The 15,123-nt window shown below is 39.4% G+C and carries 12 protein-coding genes; 6 read left to right on the forward strand and 6 right to left on the reverse strand.

Translation table 11 applies throughout. The annotated features are described in order from the left end of the window. The first annotated feature begins 56 nt into the window (after nt 1-56). Together HMO_RS0101185 and HMO_RS0101195 are read left to right on the forward strand one after the other, a co-directional pair. Nucleotides 57-2,096, forward strand: a complete 2,040-nt coding sequence (locus HMO_RS0101185; RefSeq protein WP_010297595.1) for an SEL1-like repeat protein — start codon at nt 57-59, stop codon at nt 2,094-2,096. A 275-nt stretch (nt 2,097-2,371) separates the two neighbouring features. Further along, nucleotides 2,372-3,343, forward strand: coding sequence for a hypothetical protein (locus HMO_RS0101195; protein ID WP_010297602.1), 972 nt, complete (start codon nt 2,372-2,374; stop codon nt 3,341-3,343). Between the two features lie 24 nt (nt 3,344-3,367). Here HMO_RS0101195 and HMO_RS15350 read toward each other — a convergent pair whose 3' ends face one another. From HMO_RS15350 to rfbB, 4 genes are all read right to left on the reverse strand, one after another. Continuing rightward, nucleotides 3,368-4,495, reverse strand: a complete 1,128-nt coding sequence (locus HMO_RS15350; protein ID WP_010297605.1) for a leucine-rich repeat domain-containing protein — start codon at nt 4,493-4,495, stop codon at nt 3,368-3,370. A 230-nt stretch (nt 4,496-4,725) separates the two neighbouring features. Continuing rightward, on the reverse strand, nt 4,726-5,733 hold the full coding sequence (locus HMO_RS0101205) for an N-acetylmuramoyl-L-alanine amidase (protein ID WP_010297608.1): 1,008 nt from the start codon (nt 5,731-5,733) through the stop codon (nt 4,726-4,728). 238 nt (nt 5,734-5,971) lie between these two features. Beyond that, the gene (rfbA, locus tag HMO_RS0101210; protein WP_010297611.1) at nt 5,972-6,880 is read right to left on the reverse strand and encodes a glucose-1-phosphate thymidylyltransferase RfbA; all 909 of its coding nucleotides are present in this window, start codon (nt 6,878-6,880) and stop codon (nt 5,972-5,974) included. Then, nucleotides 6,877-7,941: a dTDP-glucose 4,6-dehydratase gene (gene rfbB / locus HMO_RS0101215; protein WP_010297614.1), complete on the reverse strand. Its 1,065-nt coding sequence runs from the start codon at nt 7,939-7,941 to the stop codon at nt 6,877-6,879. Before rfbB ends, rfbA begins: the two co-directional genes overlap by 4 nt. Nucleotides 7,942-7,996: 55 nt before the next feature. On the opposite strand from rfbB, the gene HMO_RS13370 reads away from it, so the two are divergent. After that, the gene (locus HMO_RS13370) at nt 7,997-9,151 is read left to right on the forward strand and encodes an aminotransferase class I/II-fold pyridoxal phosphate-dependent enzyme (protein WP_010297618.1); all 1,155 of its coding nucleotides are present in this window, start codon (nt 7,997-7,999) and stop codon (nt 9,149-9,151) included. An 86-nt stretch (nt 9,152-9,237) separates the two neighbouring features. Here HMO_RS13370 and HMO_RS0101225 read toward each other — a convergent pair whose 3' ends face one another. Then, nucleotides 9,238-9,768 (reverse strand): DUF4385 domain-containing protein, encoded by a 531-nt coding sequence (locus HMO_RS0101225; protein WP_010297620.1) that lies wholly within the window; start codon nt 9,766-9,768, stop codon nt 9,238-9,240. Nucleotides 9,769-10,086: 318 nt separating this feature from the next. Between HMO_RS0101225 and HMO_RS0101230 the strand changes: the two genes are divergently transcribed. Further along, nucleotides 10,087-10,875 carry a hypothetical protein gene (locus HMO_RS0101230; protein ID WP_010297622.1) on the forward strand — a complete coding sequence of 263 codons (789 nt, stop codon included), beginning with the start codon at nt 10,087-10,089 and terminating at the stop codon, nt 10,873-10,875. Nucleotides 10,876-11,057: 182 nt separating this feature from the next. On the opposite strand, the gene HMO_RS0101235 is transcribed toward HMO_RS0101230, so the two are convergent. Continuing rightward, complete coding sequence (locus HMO_RS0101235; RefSeq protein WP_010297624.1) at nt 11,058-11,516, reverse strand: Hsp20/alpha crystallin family protein; 459 nt, start codon at nt 11,514-11,516, stop codon at nt 11,058-11,060. Nucleotides 11,517-11,918: 402 nt separating this feature from the next. Between HMO_RS0101235 and HMO_RS0101240 the strand changes: the two genes are divergently transcribed. Continuing rightward, nucleotides 11,919-13,565: a hypothetical protein gene (locus tag HMO_RS0101240; protein WP_010297628.1), complete on the forward strand. Its 1,647-nt coding sequence runs from the start codon at nt 11,919-11,921 to the stop codon at nt 13,563-13,565. 200 nt (nt 13,566-13,765) lie between these two features. Then, entirely contained in the window at nt 13,766-14,860 is a 1,095-nt protein-coding gene (locus tag HMO_RS15165; protein ID WP_010297631.1) for a multidrug effflux MFS transporter, read from the forward strand. The last annotated feature ends 263 nt before the right edge of the window (nt 14,861-15,123 follow it).

Here is a 15,123-nt window from a genome sequence, read left to right on the forward strand (position 1 = left end):
TAATAAAAAACTTAATTAAGAAAATACCCATTTAATTGTATCAAGGAGCCTACCCCATGCATTTATTACATAAGCTTTTTGCTGTGGTACTTATGTCGACCACGCTTACCCCTGTTCAAGCTTCACAAAAAAGACCTCATGAAGATATGTCTTCGGGAGAAGAAATATCTTCACACTCTCTTGAGGAGCAAGAATATAACCCTACCCGTTTAAAGAGATCTCGGTTAAATAGTGAAAGTGAAGCAGATGATTTAAGTGTTCTGAGTTATAATGATTTACCTTCAGAAATGAAGCTGCACATCTTCTCCTACTTACGAGCGCCCGATTTAAAGGCCATGATGTATACACATAAAGCTTCTGTTCCCTTGGGAGAAATTCAGCTTAAAAAACTGTTGGCTGATAACAAGCATCTTTTAACTGAGGTAAAAATGCCATGGTTAACAACCTATACCTTTTATTCAGCTCTTCTTGGTTTAAGTGAGTCCTTTCATACCCTTTACCTTAATTCTATTATTTCTCCCCATTTATATCAAAAGCCAGACAGTTTAATTAAAAATATTACTTCCTTTAAAAAGCACTGTGAGAAATATAATCTTTACCATAGTCCCTTGTTTGCGGCGCTGCATTGCTTTCTCGAGGGAGACAAAAAATATACCAATCATATTGCTCAATTTTGGAACAATCATTCGGCCTTAGTCTTGGAAAGTAATACTCAGGCATTAGAAATGAACTTAATCCTATGGAGCTACCCCTCAATAGTGCTGCAGGATCAACTTCAATGGTGGCACAATCAAAATGTAAAAGAACACGTTATTGCTTCTGCGTCACTATTGGTGACGCAAGGGCAAGTTGGACTTTTAAGGACCCTCTTTAGTCGCTTTTTACCAAACTTTGCATTTGATATCGCTGACAGATTCTTGCACGCGCCTTCAGATCTACCTTATCAACATAAATTGCAAAAAGAAGCGATCTATTTATTGCAACTTCCCACTTATGTCTATCATGAGCGCACTTGGCTTTTACTAGGAGAAGCCTATTATAAAGGTATTGCTGTTGAGAAGGATGAAGATAAGGGGGTGGAGTATTTAGAATTTTCTGCCTCTCTGGGAAATGCTGAAGCGGCTTACAAACTAGGTAAGATTTTTGATAATGGTGATGTTTTTGAGGAAGACCCTGAAGCAGCTATTAAATATTATAAACAAGCAGCAAGTAAGGGGCATGTGGGCGCAATATTTAAATTGGCCCAGTGTTATGAAACTGGGTTCGGGTTTGAGCACCCCGATTTTGGGCAAGCGTTTACTCTCTACAAGCAGGCTGCCATTAGAGGCTACGCCAAGGCGCAATATGTGCTCGGAGTGCTTTATCTAAAGGTTAAAAGGCATTCAAACAAAGCCATAACTAACTTAGCGGCCTCCGCCAGCCACGGATATGCTCCTGCCTTATACAAGTTGGCCTCCTGTTATGAGAAAGGTGTTGGTGTTAAAAGATCAAATATGGCTCAAGCATTTATCTATTATAAAGACGCTGCTGACAAGGGGGAGATCAAAGCTCAACATAAGATTGGATTATGTTATCGGTATGGATACGGTACAGAAGAAAATCCACAGCAAGCCATAGCCTATTTAAAGAAAGCTGCTGATAAAGGCTATGCTCGAGCCCTGCACAATTTAGGCCGTTGTTATGAGGAAAGCTATGGAATGGAGAAAAGTGATCTGTCTAAAGCTTTTACCCTATTTCTTAGAGCTGCCAAGCAAGGCCAAACGCTTGCCCATGTTGATGTCGGGCGTTGCTATGAAAATGGATTGGGGGTTGCTATGGATCCTGCGTTAGCTGTTCATCATTATAAGATCGCCGCTAAAATGGGAAGTGATGTTGGTCAATATTATGTAGGATGGTGCTATGAAAATGGCTATGGGGTTGAAAAAGTAGATCTAACCAAAGCGCTTAAGTATTATCTGCAGGCTGCTAGCCGGGGCTGGCTAGATGCACAATTAGCTTTAGCTAAGTTTTATGAAAAAGGGCTAGGTGTAAAAGCGGATCCAGAAAAAGCAGCTTACTATGCTAAGCTAGCGGCTTATGAGGAAGAAACAGAATAAGGATCGTCAAGCACTGAAGAAGATAAGTCTGATGATTCTTTTATCTGATAGATAATTTTAAAGTATAGTTGTAAAGTTCTTCTATATCCCTTCTCCTGCTGCGCTAAAGAAGAGAGTGTTAGTCCTTCAGGGTCTGAATCAATGGTGCCCTGAAGTGATCTTATCCATAACATCAATAAATATGATCCTTATTAATGTATTAGAATATAGATTGTAATCATTCTTAAGAATACCTATCTCAGTTAGAAATAATACATACAAGAAGGAGTAAATAGTTGAAATACCTACCTATGTTTTGTATTCCATTTTTAGCTGTTGTAAGCTTAGCTTTACCAAAAGACCACGAGGTATACGCTCCTTTAAATGCTAGTGGGACTCAGCGTTTTACAGAAGCAGTTGCGGTTAGCCGAGAAGAAAATATTGCTAATTCTGCAGCTTATAATAATCTTGAGCTTTTCTCGGTAGAAATTCAATTTAAGTTGCTCTCTTATCTGCCTGCTCATACAGATCTTTTAGCCTTTGCGTGTACTAATAAAGATGTTTTGAATATTGTAGAAGAATATCTCAGAATTTGCAGTGCTGACATAAATCCTCTGTTTTCAAAGCTTAAAACGCCTTGGCTAGCTACTTATGCATTCCACGGGACGCTTTTAAATTTCTTTAAGACCTATGAGCAGCAGGTTCAAGGTGTTGAAAATGTGAATAGTGTAGTGGCCCAATTTTCAAAATTTAGACAGTTTTGTGAAGAGCAAGATTTACCTCATGCTAAGCTTTTTCAAGTGTTACATCATGCTGCTACAGCACAGAATAAAAAGGATATCCTTAATAATTATCGACAATTTAAAATGCAGCTATCCATACAAACACGAGCACAAAAGCAGGCTGCTTTAGAATTAGCATTATCTTTAGAAGTTTTTCCTGCAGTCATAAATCAATTGGTTGCTTTTCCCCCCAGTGAAGTGGCGCGCATGGATAACATCAAGCAAGTTTCACTCAGCCTTATTCTCCAGAACCATACACACTTTTTCCATCAAATACTACCTACCTTATCGCCACGCTTGATTAATATGATCATTCTTGACCTTGCTGGCGAGAATTATGATGGTCTGTTTGAGGAGTCTTGGCGTAGAGAGACTCTTTATCTGCTAAGATACCTTTCTCACAAAGCCAATCCTTTTGTCATTAATTTTCTTTGTACAATCGATCCCGATTATCGTGAAGAATTTGCTAAGATAATCCAAGAATAAGAAGAACTTATGATGGGTTATTCTTTATGCTTGAGAATAGGTTTTGATTTCATTGTGACTGAGCATAAGCACGGCAAGGGGTATATCATTAGGATCAAATCCTTTATGGTCTTCCCTAATCCTTCCTTCTGGCGTTATTCCCCACCTAAAAGCTTCCCAGTCCGATTGATTTTCAAAGATCTGAGCAAAAGCTTCTCTAATTCTCTTTTTGCCAAAGAATAGCTGGCTCATATGCCTTAATGCTGGTACTGCTGCAAGATTAAGACAGGAAAGTTTTCCAAGTTGGCATAAAGAATACGGCAGTTCGCATAAGGGATTGCCATTCAAGGCTAGGGTTAATAATCTGGGCAGTTGACCCATTTCCTTAGGCAAGGTGCGTAAATTATTATTGGTTAACCCTAAAAACTGTAAAGATTTTAACTCGTAAATTCTTGATGGTACCTCATCCAATTGATTGTTACTGATACATAGTCGGGTAATTTTCTTTAATTGAAGTAGGGATTTAGGCAGGGCTGTTAAATGGTTATTATCTAAGATTAATTCTTCTAAGTTGCTTAGAATTCCGATCTCTTCGGGTAGGTAGGCAATATCATTATGGCTTAGATTCAACATCGTAAGTGCTGGCAGAGATGTTATGCGTGGAAAATGCTGAATTGAGTTTGAACTTACATCCAGTGTCTTTAAATGCTTATAAGCAAAAATATATAAAGGCAAAAAAGTTAATCTTAAATTGGTTAATTCTAGGGCTTGGGTGAGCATAATAGCGTCATTATGTTCTAAGTTCTTCATCTTTAAACATAAATCATAATCTATGCGCAGGTTCCACGGATTACGAAGGTAATCATTCCAGAATATAATATTCTCTTGAAAATCCTTCACGATATTTTCTGAAGCAAAACATTCCAGAAACATGGTAGTTGTCCGCGGGCTTACCTTCTTTCTTATGCCTTTGGATCCTCTTAAGCTTTCTGGCCGGGGAGAGTTCGATTCTTCGCTGTCTAATAGATCTTTTACCAGTTCTTGTAGCTGCAATTTTAATGGGGGTAAAGGTGGTGGTAGAGCTTCTTGATCGAGCTCTGAGGCCCATGCATTAATATTTGAGATCCCTATAAATGTAAGAATAAGGACCCTTATAGGCAACTTAGTAGCCAAGTTTCTCTTCCTGAAATCTTGAGTGAAATAATGATAAGTTTTAAAATAGTAACCTGTACACATTCAAGGTTACTATCAAAAATTTAAGCTAAGATTTAATAATATGGAAAGCTTAATTATGCTTTAGAGAAAAGATTCATCTGTAGTAAGCATAAAAGTGGGTATATATCAACTACTTAATAGCCACTTCTACCTTTACACAGAACCAATTGTTAACCACAGAAATTTTATTAGGACTTATATTTTGCGGTCAGAGCCCAAATCCAGTACATATCTTGATGATTAAGCGGAGCATTAAATTGTTCAGGGTGCTGGTTTTGCGAAAAATGTGCTTTAAAGGCGCGCAGGACATTTCTGAACTCATCAGTTACTGCATCTGTCTCTTGGATGGGATAACCATACTCTTTCAAATATTTTGACATAAAAGCCACGCTGATACCTTGAGGTAATGGTTCCCTTGGAGTGTATCGTTCGATCAAATCTTTATTGTGTTGCTCTTCAGGGTCTAACCAGGCTCCTACTCCATAATTGGTATATAACTCTCCCCAAGGAAATAAGATGCCAGGGTCTTGTTTACGCTGGGGAGCAATATCTGCATGTCCCACAACATAAGTGGGCGGAATATGATATTTCTGTACAATGGCTCGACTTAACTTTCCAACCACTTTCATTTGCTCCTTATCAAAAGGATACCAGTGTAGACCATTTGGGTCCTCAGTAAAGCCTTTGTTGGCAACTTCAATCCCTAAGGAAGAATCATTTAGGCCGGTAAGTTCTCGCCATTGACTTACTCCAGCATGCCAAGCTTTCTTTGACTCCGGGACTATTTGAATAACCTGGCCCGCTGGAATCTCATAAATATCTGTTTCATGACCAATTGACTCAGCTTCACTAACGACATATGTGGCACTGACTCTTCTCTCAGGAATATCTGCGGTAAAGGTTTTAAGGGTATCTATAAAATTGATAACTGTATAATGGAGCACTAAACTTTTAATAGAGGTCAAGCTTCCTTGGCTTCGGTCACTAAAATGATTTCTATTTTGGTAAGGGGCCTCAAAGGCAGGAACCATATAGCCATCAACATTTGCTGCAATAAATTCAGGCTTAATTTCAGTGCCTGTTAAAGCCTTGACTGTATGGCAAAATTTCTCCTGAGGCGTTTCCAGCGCTGTGGCAGAGAGTAGCCTTAAGCAGCTAGCGGTCAATAGTAGTGTTTTTAAGGTTGTGTGTTTCATCTGATCATCTTCTTTATTGATAACAACTTTAACCCTAATAACTTTAATCAAAGAATTGCAGATGAATACATTAAGATATTTTATGCGTCTTTTAATAAGTTACATAAGCAGGGCACGAAGTTATCAATGACTCCCTAATAGTGAGGGAGCTCCATAAGCGGACTCGGTAATGGATGCTCAGCTAAGAGTTCATCAAAGATAACGAGGCGTAAGAGTTATAAGGAAGCGATCTTCACTCTTATGCAATCTTCTCAATAATAGAGCTGTCATCAGAGCCTTTACCAATGTGAAAGATTTGCTTTAAATAACTGCCATAGCTGCTACCCTTATTGTTTTCGTAGCACGAGAGAAACTCCATATCAGTGATCCAATTATTGCGCCATGCGATTTCTTCTAAGCAGGCGACCTTTAAGCCTTGGCGCTTTTCTATAGTAGCTATATAATTCCCTGCATCCATTAAAGATTCATGGGTTCCAGTATCCAGCCAAGCAAAACCGCGATGAAGGTTAACTGACTTTAATAATCCTTTTTCTAAATAGATACGATTTAGATCAGTAATTTCAAGCTCGCCCCGTAAGGACGGTTTTAATTGCTTAGCAAATTCAACCGCTTGAGCATCATAGAAATACAGCCCTGTTACTGCATAATTGGATTTGGGACTTTGCGGTTTTTCTTCAAGGCTAATAACTTGATTATATTTATCAAGTTCTGCCACGCCGAACCGTTGAGGATCGACCACCCAGTAGCAAAAAATGGTGGCGCCTTGACGGTTTTGAGAAGCTTCATGAAGCATCGATTTAAAGCCATGACCGAAAAAGAGATTATCGCCGAGAATTAAAGCAAAGGGCTCAGCGTTTATAAACTTTTCACCAATAATCACTGCTTCAGCAATACCCCGGGGCTGATCTTGGATAGCATAGTCAATTTTAAGCCCCCATTGTTGGCCATGTCCCAGAACTGATTTATATAGCTCAACATCCTCGCTGCGGGTTATGATAAGAATTTCGCGAATGTTGGCTAACATCAATGTCGCAATCGGATAATAAATTAAAGGCTTATCATATATAGGTAACAGATGTTTATTAATAGCATGAGTAAGCGGATAAAGACGTGTGCCGGTGCCCCCGGCAAGTATAATCCCCTTCATAGTCTCACCTCGCTATCTTGAGGTAAAGATGGCTTTTGCGCCAGTAAGCCTTGCCACCACCCTTGATTATCTAAATACCATCGAACCGTACTCACTAGCCCTTGCTTAAAAGGAGTTCTGGCCACCCATCCCAGGGCTGTTGAGATTTTACCAATATCAGAGGCGTAGCGGTAATCATGACCTAAGCGATCGGGAACATAGCTAATCAATTGACGATAACTTTCATGTGAACTGTTAGGAGCCATTGTATCGAGGATCCGACAAATATCAAGTACTAGATCAATATTGCGGATTTCAGTTTGTCCGCTAATGCAGTAGGATTCACCAATGCGTCCCTTATCAATAATCTGCATTAAAGCATCGATATGATCATCAACATATAGCCAATCGCGGATATTTTGTCCGTTCCCGTAGATTGGTAATCTTTCTCCTCGTAATGCCTTTATGATCATGGTCGGGATTAACTTTTCAGGAAACTGGTAAGGCCCATAATTATTGCTGCAATGACTCATAGTCATTGGAAATCCATAAGTTTTATGCCAAGCGCGGACCAATAAATCCGAGGCTGCTTTACTGGCTGCATAAGGCGAATTAGGCGCATAGGCGGTGGTCTCAGTAAAAGTTCCCTCCTCCGATAAGCTGCCATACACCTCATCTGTTGAGACATGGTGTAAACGGAAGTCACGTTTACAGGTTTGCCAATAATCAAGCGCAATTTTGATTAAGGTGTAGGTTCCAATAATATTGCTCTCAATAAACGGGTCGGGACTAAAGATAGAATTGTCCACGTGCGATTCTGCCGCTAAATGGACAATCACATCCGGCTGATAACCATAAATCACTTTCTTAAGCGGTACCGCTTCACAGATATCAAGCTTTTGATAATGGTAGCGAGGATGATGTTGATAGGATTTCAGAGTTTGAGGAGAAACTGAATAGCTAGCTTTACTAATATTGAGAACCTGATGATTGGTATGATCTAATAAATACCGTACTAAAGCTGAACCAATGAATCCGTCGCCGCCTGTTACAAGATATCTTTTAACTTTATTCGTCAACATGTTTTCTAAGCTTGGAGCATATGATATATTTTAATTGTGATACAATTTTAATTAAATGTTGGTTAATATATTGTTTCCTGTTTATAAACCTTTATTGCCCAAAGCTTTTCGCCTTTATACTTATCTTCAGGAAATCGATGACAACCGCTATTACACTAATTATGGCCCCTTAATACGTCAGTTTGAATCCCTGCTAGCACAACATTTTAATGTGGACCCCAACCGCGTTGTTACCGCGGCCAATGGCACTCTGGCTTTAACACAGATGTTAAAAACTGTAGTTACCAATAAAAAAAAGTATTGTGTCATGCCATCTTGGACGTTTGTCGCTACTCCTGCGGCGGCTGTAACGGCAGGGCTGATACCCTATTTTGTAGATGTAGATATAAACACTTGGTCGCTTTTACCAGAGGGATTGCCCTCTCAGCTAAATAAGGATGAAATTGCGGCCATAATAGTAGTTGCCCCCTTTGGTGCTCCTTTAGATCTTAGTCAGTGGGAAGGTTTTTGCCAAGAAACTGGGATTCCTGTCATTATTGACGCGGCGGCAAGCTTTGATGCCTTCACTCAAGTACAAACCTCATTACCATTTATGGTCAGTCTGCATGCCACCAAAGTCTTTGGCATTGGTGAAGGTGCTGTAATTATTGCAGGAACCTCTGAAGAAGCTAAGAATAACCGACTTTGGGGGACGTTTGGCTTTGATACTAATCGCCAATCCCTAATTCCGGGAATCAATTCAAAATTAAGTGAATATGCTGCAGCTATGGGGCTGGCTGCTTTCGAGGAATGGCAAGAAAAGCGAAATAGTTGGCAGTTTATAACGGATATATTTGTGCGTAAGGTTACAGAAATTAACGATATTAAATTGCCACCGTTCTTTGATGATAAATGGGTCTCATCTTATGGAATTATTGAACTGCCGACCTATGCTCAGACTTCTATCATCGCTGAGCATTTAAAGTCTAAAAGGATTCAAACTCTGGCATGGTGGGATGAAGGATGCCATAAGCAACCGGCCTACCTTAATTATCCAAAGAGTAATCTTTCGAATACTGATTACTTGGCTAATCATACAGTGGGGCTACCGTTCTGGATTGGTATGGACGAGCAGGATTTTAGTTTTATTTTTCAAGAATTAGCCTCTGCTCTTGAGAGATGCCATAAAGATAATCCAGACCACACGCCTCTTTTGCAGAGCAGCTTGTAGCTTGGTTAATTCACTAATAAGAACTTACCATATCTTTTGCCTATATTCTCAATTGTAACAATCTGTATGAATGAAGACTCCTAGTTTCAGCCATATTTAGCTTTCCAAGCTTTTTTTCTCTCCGCATAGCGCGGATCTGCCTCGGCTTTACGCCACACTTGATAAAAAATTTGAGCGCTTTCAACCTTATTTTGATCTTCACCGTTAAGAGGTAACTCTTCTCCGGATGCAGGATCATATTTTCGGCCGCCTTTATGATTAGCATAGCGCCGAGCTCGGGTATATCCCATCTGTAAATATTTTCTCGCCATGTCAGCGCCTACAAAGTCATCTTTTTCAAGATAAGTCTTAAACAGAGCGAATATGCTCTCTGCACTGATCTTAGCAATTTTAGGCGTTCTGAATCGCCAATGCGGTAAGATCTCTGATTTATAAGGCTGACAAATTAAAACCCCTTGTTCCCCCTTGCCCACTTGATACCATTCGGGATGAATTCGGTAATCGATTGAGGGTTTCCATGCATAAGTGGGCTTGCTTTTCTCCCACAGCGCATCTTTTTTTTGTTTAGAAGATGGCCGGTAGGATGGTTTTTGGGAACTTTCCCCTTTGGTAAGCATTCATTTCCTCCGGTACTCTGAGACTAAAATGTTAAAGCAATTATCGCTGTAGGAGTCTAGAGACCGCCTCAAACTCTAATGCTTCTTTGAAGGTCTACAACGATTAATACTAGCCCTTGAAAGGATTCCTTCCTCTTTAGTAGTCAAAAACTAGCAAGCTTTTAAGAGGTATTAAATGTTAAAATTGAGAGATTTTTTATTTCCTTTAAAGAGACATTACTTATAAAAATGAAAAAATAAAAATACAGTTATCAATTAAATATTAACTTCATTTCTTCATTATCTTTGATGTATTTAATCCACGGAGGGAAATGAAAGATGCTGAAATATATTCTAGGTGCCCTGGTTGTCTCCTCATTCAATTGTTCTGCAATAGATAATGTAGATATTAAGCCGAACCATCCTGAAACAGAGAAAAAGCGAAATTTTCTGGTTAAGCAGAAAGGTCAAGTATTTCAAAAGGAGATAAACCCCTCTTCAGACCGGGATATCCCTTTAAATCAGAACAACATGGAGGTGCTTACCGATCGGGATGATATATCTGGAAGGCTGAGTGATCAAGAGCTAGAAGATGTAAACAATCTTTATAACAGCCAAGAAAGCATCCCCTTACCTTCTCGCCGTGCGGCTATGGGTCATCCATCTGTTCAGAAAAAGAATTCCGCGGAAATGGATGTAGACTTTTCTGACGGGCGGCTGAGCGAGGAAGAATTTGAGGAAGTCGACAACCTTTACAATAGTCAAGAAGGCATCTCCTTACCTCCACGTCATGCCGCTCTTGGGTATCAATCTATTAAGAAGGAAAACTCGACGGAAATGGATACAGATCTCTCTAAAGGACGCTTAAGTGAGGAGGAATTTGACGAGGCAGATAATCTTTATAACAGCCAAAAATTTAATAATTTTACACCGGTATCTTTTAAACCAACTCTTGCAGAGCCTATTGGCCCATCATCGTCAGGAGAAGTGATTGGATCAGAAAAATTTAGTTTTGACTCAATGGGCAAGCCAAAAAATACCGTAAGGGAATTAGTGCAAATATGGGAGCCAGCCAAAGTGTCTACCTTAAATGGTAACACTTTACTGCCTGCCCAAAGGAGGCAGTAATTAATCCTAATATAACCATAAAAGTTAAATAAGCTTTTTTCTGAAAAAGCAGCTGACACTCCTAAAAGGAATAAGATTTATAGTTAATTGACCTTCACCCTGCCGACATCCATAAAATAATGAACTGCACAATAAACCCAGAGGGCCGTCAATTCATACAGGATCCCCCTCCTGCCGATAATTTATTTAATAGGAATCTGTTTAGCTTGGTCCTCAGTTTTATTGGATTTGGGAACTGTAATTTTCAGAGTTCCTTGATCCAATTGCGCTTGAACAGAGTCTTGCTGAGCGTGGAAAGGTAATTGTAGTGACCTTATTAAGGTGCCAGATGACCTTTCTTTTAAATAGAAGGCTTCGCTCTTTTCTTCCTTTTCTTCATGCTTTTCTGCTTTTATAGTCAAGAGATTGCCATCTAGGCTTAATGAAAGGTCTTTCTTACTAAAGCCTGGGACATCCGCGAGGATAATAATCTTATCGCCTTCATTCTTGACATCTAAGCGGATCTCTGTTGCGTCAGTGTTACTGCTAAAAGCTTTATTAAAAATATTATCCAATTCACGTCTGAAATTAGAAAAGATATCATGATACGAAGCTAGATCTTTATTCTTACGTCCAAAAGGTACCAAATCTTTTAACTGCATCCTTAACTCTCCTTCTATAAATTCACTTAATTATTTTATGGATAAGGGCAGCTGAATAGGAAAAATACTAGCAATTTTTAACATTTAGCATTCTATTGTTCATACAGATGTTCATACAGGCTTTTGCAGATTGAGAAGATATACTGAATCTTAAAACCAGGCCGTATTATTCCTTAGGAATAAAAGCTATTCTCTACCTTATCTGAGTCAGCGTTTATATTATTAGTCACTGCTTAATTAGGGCAAGCATTATTTATTATGGTTTAGCGCCGCACCTATTCTCATTTTTCTAGTTTAAACTGTTATGAAGAGAAGCAACAGCCCCAAAACTGCTTATCCTTTCTCCTTTTTTAATTAATCTTTTCTCTTTAAAATTACCTGTAAAAAAAAGGAGCAACACGTATGGTTAAGCTACCGCTAGAAAAACTCTTGTCCTATATTAGTTTTTATCTCTGTGTCCTTCTTTTATCCACTGAAGCGTTCGAAGAGATAAAATTTGTTGATATTGACCAATTTAAGTTCACAACTTCGCAAAGGAGTGGTTTGCGGATCTGTGTTTTTAATCTTAAAGAGCAACAGTATGAATCCATAACCTATTATAACCTACCCGCGACCAAAGGTCGTCAGTTGGATGGGGTAATGTTAGATGACTTTTATGGTTTAAGTGTTACTTATAGTGGCGATATTACGATTTCTGCTCCTTTAGAGGGCAAGGTTCTCCGCACAAAAGGTAGAATTCAAGCTGACCATAAAGATCTTACAAGCTTTGTTGATGATGAGGAACGGACTATTGCTTACCATGCCTTACACCCTTTGCCCGCTCCTGATCTAGCGAAACACTTAAATAAAAACTTTAGTAAAGCCCCCTATAAGCAAACCTCATTTAGCATTACTGTTTGCACTTTACCAAGCCGCACCTTGAGCAGTGTTGATCTCGACACTATTGCGGCAGATAGACGCGAAAATAACGCTGAGAGAGGCATTATTGGCGAGCTTGCAACACGAATGACACTTTTTTGCTACGGATTTTTTGAAAAAATCCCTTCCCAAGATAATAGTGGTCAAGGGATTGATGGTGTTTACTTCCAATCAAACGGTAAAGAAGATGAGAGGCAGGCTTTATTTTTAACCGAATCTAAATGTAAAAACGCTTCTGCTTCGCCAAAAAAGATCCTCGATACTCAACTCGAAGAAAAAGTTCTTTATGAAAATATCGAGCGGCTAGATCATATAAATAAAGAGCGTATTCTAAATTTTATCGACTCCTCTCCTAATAAAGTCTTTAAGGCGGCTCATCGTATTTTAATTACCGGAACGTCCCAATGGCGTGTAGAGAGCTTTAATATCAAAGATTTTAGAGTGCAAAGATTAGGAGTCGCTTCACCAGAGAAAGATAAGAAAGCATTTATTGCCACCATTGCTTCCAAGTTTACCTCTCCTGAAGAAATGTTAAGAGTTATGTTTGAGTATTACAAAATTGACAACGATGCAGAAAAACTTGCTGTCGTTTACAGAGCTTTGAATTGTGCACCTGAAAATAAGCAAGAAACACAGAGTGAGATATGCACTCAAGAAGAACCAAAGCTTGTGGATTCTCCAGGGCCAAGCATCTCAGTTAAACAGATATCCTATGACGCTCAAAAAGGAACTGTTGCTCGACGGCTCAGTTTTGGCTCTGCTACTATTACGGTAAAAAGTGAAATAAAGGTAGAATATAGTCGCGAAAATTTATCAATATTATTAGCCTATATAGCCAAAGGCTTTAAACGCTCTAGTCTCAAGAAAATTAATGCGGGACTCAGGGCGATAAATTCGGAATTCACAGATCTTACTCCCTCCGAATTAACTCAACTTTCTAATTTTGCGCAGTATAAAAATTATAAGAAAAAGGCAAGCTATGAATCTCTCTGGGAGCTATTGTTGAAAGCTTTTCCAGATCAGTATAAACAGACCTTAGCAGATGGCTTGTATAACTTAGATACGTCTAAAGGAGCCCCTCAAAAGATAGACTCTTGTTTTCTTAAAAAAGTGTTGGCCGAACCCTTCTGAATAGTCATGATATAAGTATAGAAAGTTGAAATTCGTTGCTTATTTAAGTGTTGAAAAGTTTTTCAGAATTTAATGATAACAAATATAAGAAGCTTCTGTTTTTGCTATAAAAATTGATATTGGACTACAAATCCGCTTATATGCTAACTTGCTAATAATGTCTTCAGTTGATTTGCTTTTACTTTGAGGCGGCATTAATTATGCAAGCAAAGGCTTCTATCTTCACAGTCTTAATTTTAGCTGTATGTGTTACCCAATTCGCTGCTGATATTTATGCCCCCAGTCTTACGGCGATTGCTCAAGGCTTAGCTGTAAATATAGATAGAGCCCAATGGAGCATGTCAATCTATATGGTTGGAGTAGCTCTTTCTCAGTTGGTTTATGGCCCCTTATCGGAGAGTATTGGAAGAAAACTGCCTTTAATCATGGGATTATCTTTGATGATTGCGGGAAGCATTGCCTGTATGATCTCAACGGATATGGATATGCTTATTGCAGGGCGCTTGGTTCAAGGACTGGGCGCGGGCGCTTGTGCCAGTCTATGGCGTGCTGTTTTCCGCGATTCATTTACTGGCCAGGACCTGGCCAAGTATAGTTCTTACCTGGTCATTTTTATTATGTTTATTGTGCCAAGTGCTCCTCTAATCGGAGGATATCTACAAGAGTACTATGGGTGGCGCGCTAACTTTATTTTTATTTTTATATATACACTCATTGCCCTTTTAGGGATAATTTTTGGGTTTCGCGAGACTAAGGCCCTCTATAATAGTTCAGAGTTCAATGTGCTCAGTATTATGCTTAACTATGTGATCCTTGCCAGGAGCCGTATATTTATGGGTGTAAGCTGTGCGACGTTTTTAAGCTATGGCGCCCTTTTCTCTTGGTTCGTTGTCGGGCCGGTCTTGTTGATTGGTAGCCTGGGAATGAGTCCAATCCAGTTCGGCTGGCTTAGTTGTGGTGGCGGAGGTTTTTCCTACGCTTTAGCGGCCTATCTAAATGGCAAACTTGTATCTAGGCTGGGCATGCCTAAAATGATGAGGTTTGGCTGGAGCGTCATGTTGGGAGCTGGAACTCTGCTGCTCCTATGCGATTATTTTACTGAGATGACCTGCATAACAATTATGATACCCGTCATTTTATTTTATTTCGTTTCCACTTTCATCTGGCCAAATGCCTTTGCCACCCGCGTTTACTCCCTTTGGACATATTGTGGGTTATGCCGCGGCACTTTACGGATTTATGAAGATATTGGGAGCAGCGTTAATTGCGGGCATTCTTGCTTATCTGCCCAATGATAATCAATTTATCTTTGCCATGATAATGATTCTATCGACCTTACTAGCATGGTCGAGTTATGAGGCTGCCATGAAGGGAGAACAGGTGGCTCAATAGGTGGGTAAGTAGAAGCCGCTTCCCTCTTCCTAGTAAAAGTTGAAATGGTGGTTGGTTTCCTTTCAAAGGGTACACAATAAACAGACTTCGATTAAACAGTCACTATTCTTAAATCTGGCAGGTGGTGCCCTTCTCTATCATAATATTGCTACCTACCAGAGGTACC

Source organism: Candidatus Odyssella thessalonicensis L13 (assembly GCF_000190415.1).
Taxonomy (GTDB): domain Bacteria; phylum Pseudomonadota; class Alphaproteobacteria; order Paracaedibacterales; family Paracaedibacteraceae; genus Paracaedibacter; species Paracaedibacter thessalonicensis.

What these genes read in the sequence shown, in the direction of transcription:
- HMO_RS0101185 (WP_010297595.1), top strand. Translation starts at nt 57, where the DNA reads ATGCATTTATTACATAAGCTTTTTGCTGTGGTACTTATGTCGACCACG.
- HMO_RS0101205 (WP_010297608.1), bottom strand. Translation starts at nt 5,733, where the DNA reads ATGAAACACACAACCTTAAAAACACTACTATTGACCGCTAGCTGCTTA.
- rfbA (WP_010297611.1), bottom strand. Translation starts at nt 6,880, where the DNA reads ATGAAGGGGATTATACTTGCCGGGGGCACCGGCACACGTCTTTATCCG.
- rfbB (WP_010297614.1), bottom strand. Translation starts at nt 7,941, where the DNA reads ATGTTGACGAATAAAGTTAAAAGATATCTTGTAACAGGCGGCGACGGA.
- HMO_RS13370 (WP_010297618.1), top strand. Translation starts at nt 7,997, where the DNA reads ATGTTGGTTAATATATTGTTTCCTGTTTATAAACCTTTATTGCCCAAA.
- HMO_RS0101225 (WP_010297620.1), bottom strand. Translation starts at nt 9,768, where the DNA reads ATGCTTACCAAAGGGGAAAGTTCCCAAAAACCATCCTACCGGCCATCT.
- HMO_RS0101230 (WP_010297622.1), top strand. Translation starts at nt 10,087, where the DNA reads ATGCTGAAATATATTCTAGGTGCCCTGGTTGTCTCCTCATTCAATTGT.
- HMO_RS0101235 (WP_010297624.1), bottom strand. Translation starts at nt 11,516, where the DNA reads ATGCAGTTAAAAGATTTGGTACCTTTTGGACGTAAGAATAAAGATCTA.
- HMO_RS0101240 (WP_010297628.1), top strand. Translation starts at nt 11,919, where the DNA reads ATGGTTAAGCTACCGCTAGAAAAACTCTTGTCCTATATTAGTTTTTAT.
- HMO_RS15165 (WP_010297631.1), top strand. Translation starts at nt 13,766, where the DNA reads ATGCAAGCAAAGGCTTCTATCTTCACAGTCTTAATTTTAGCTGTATGT.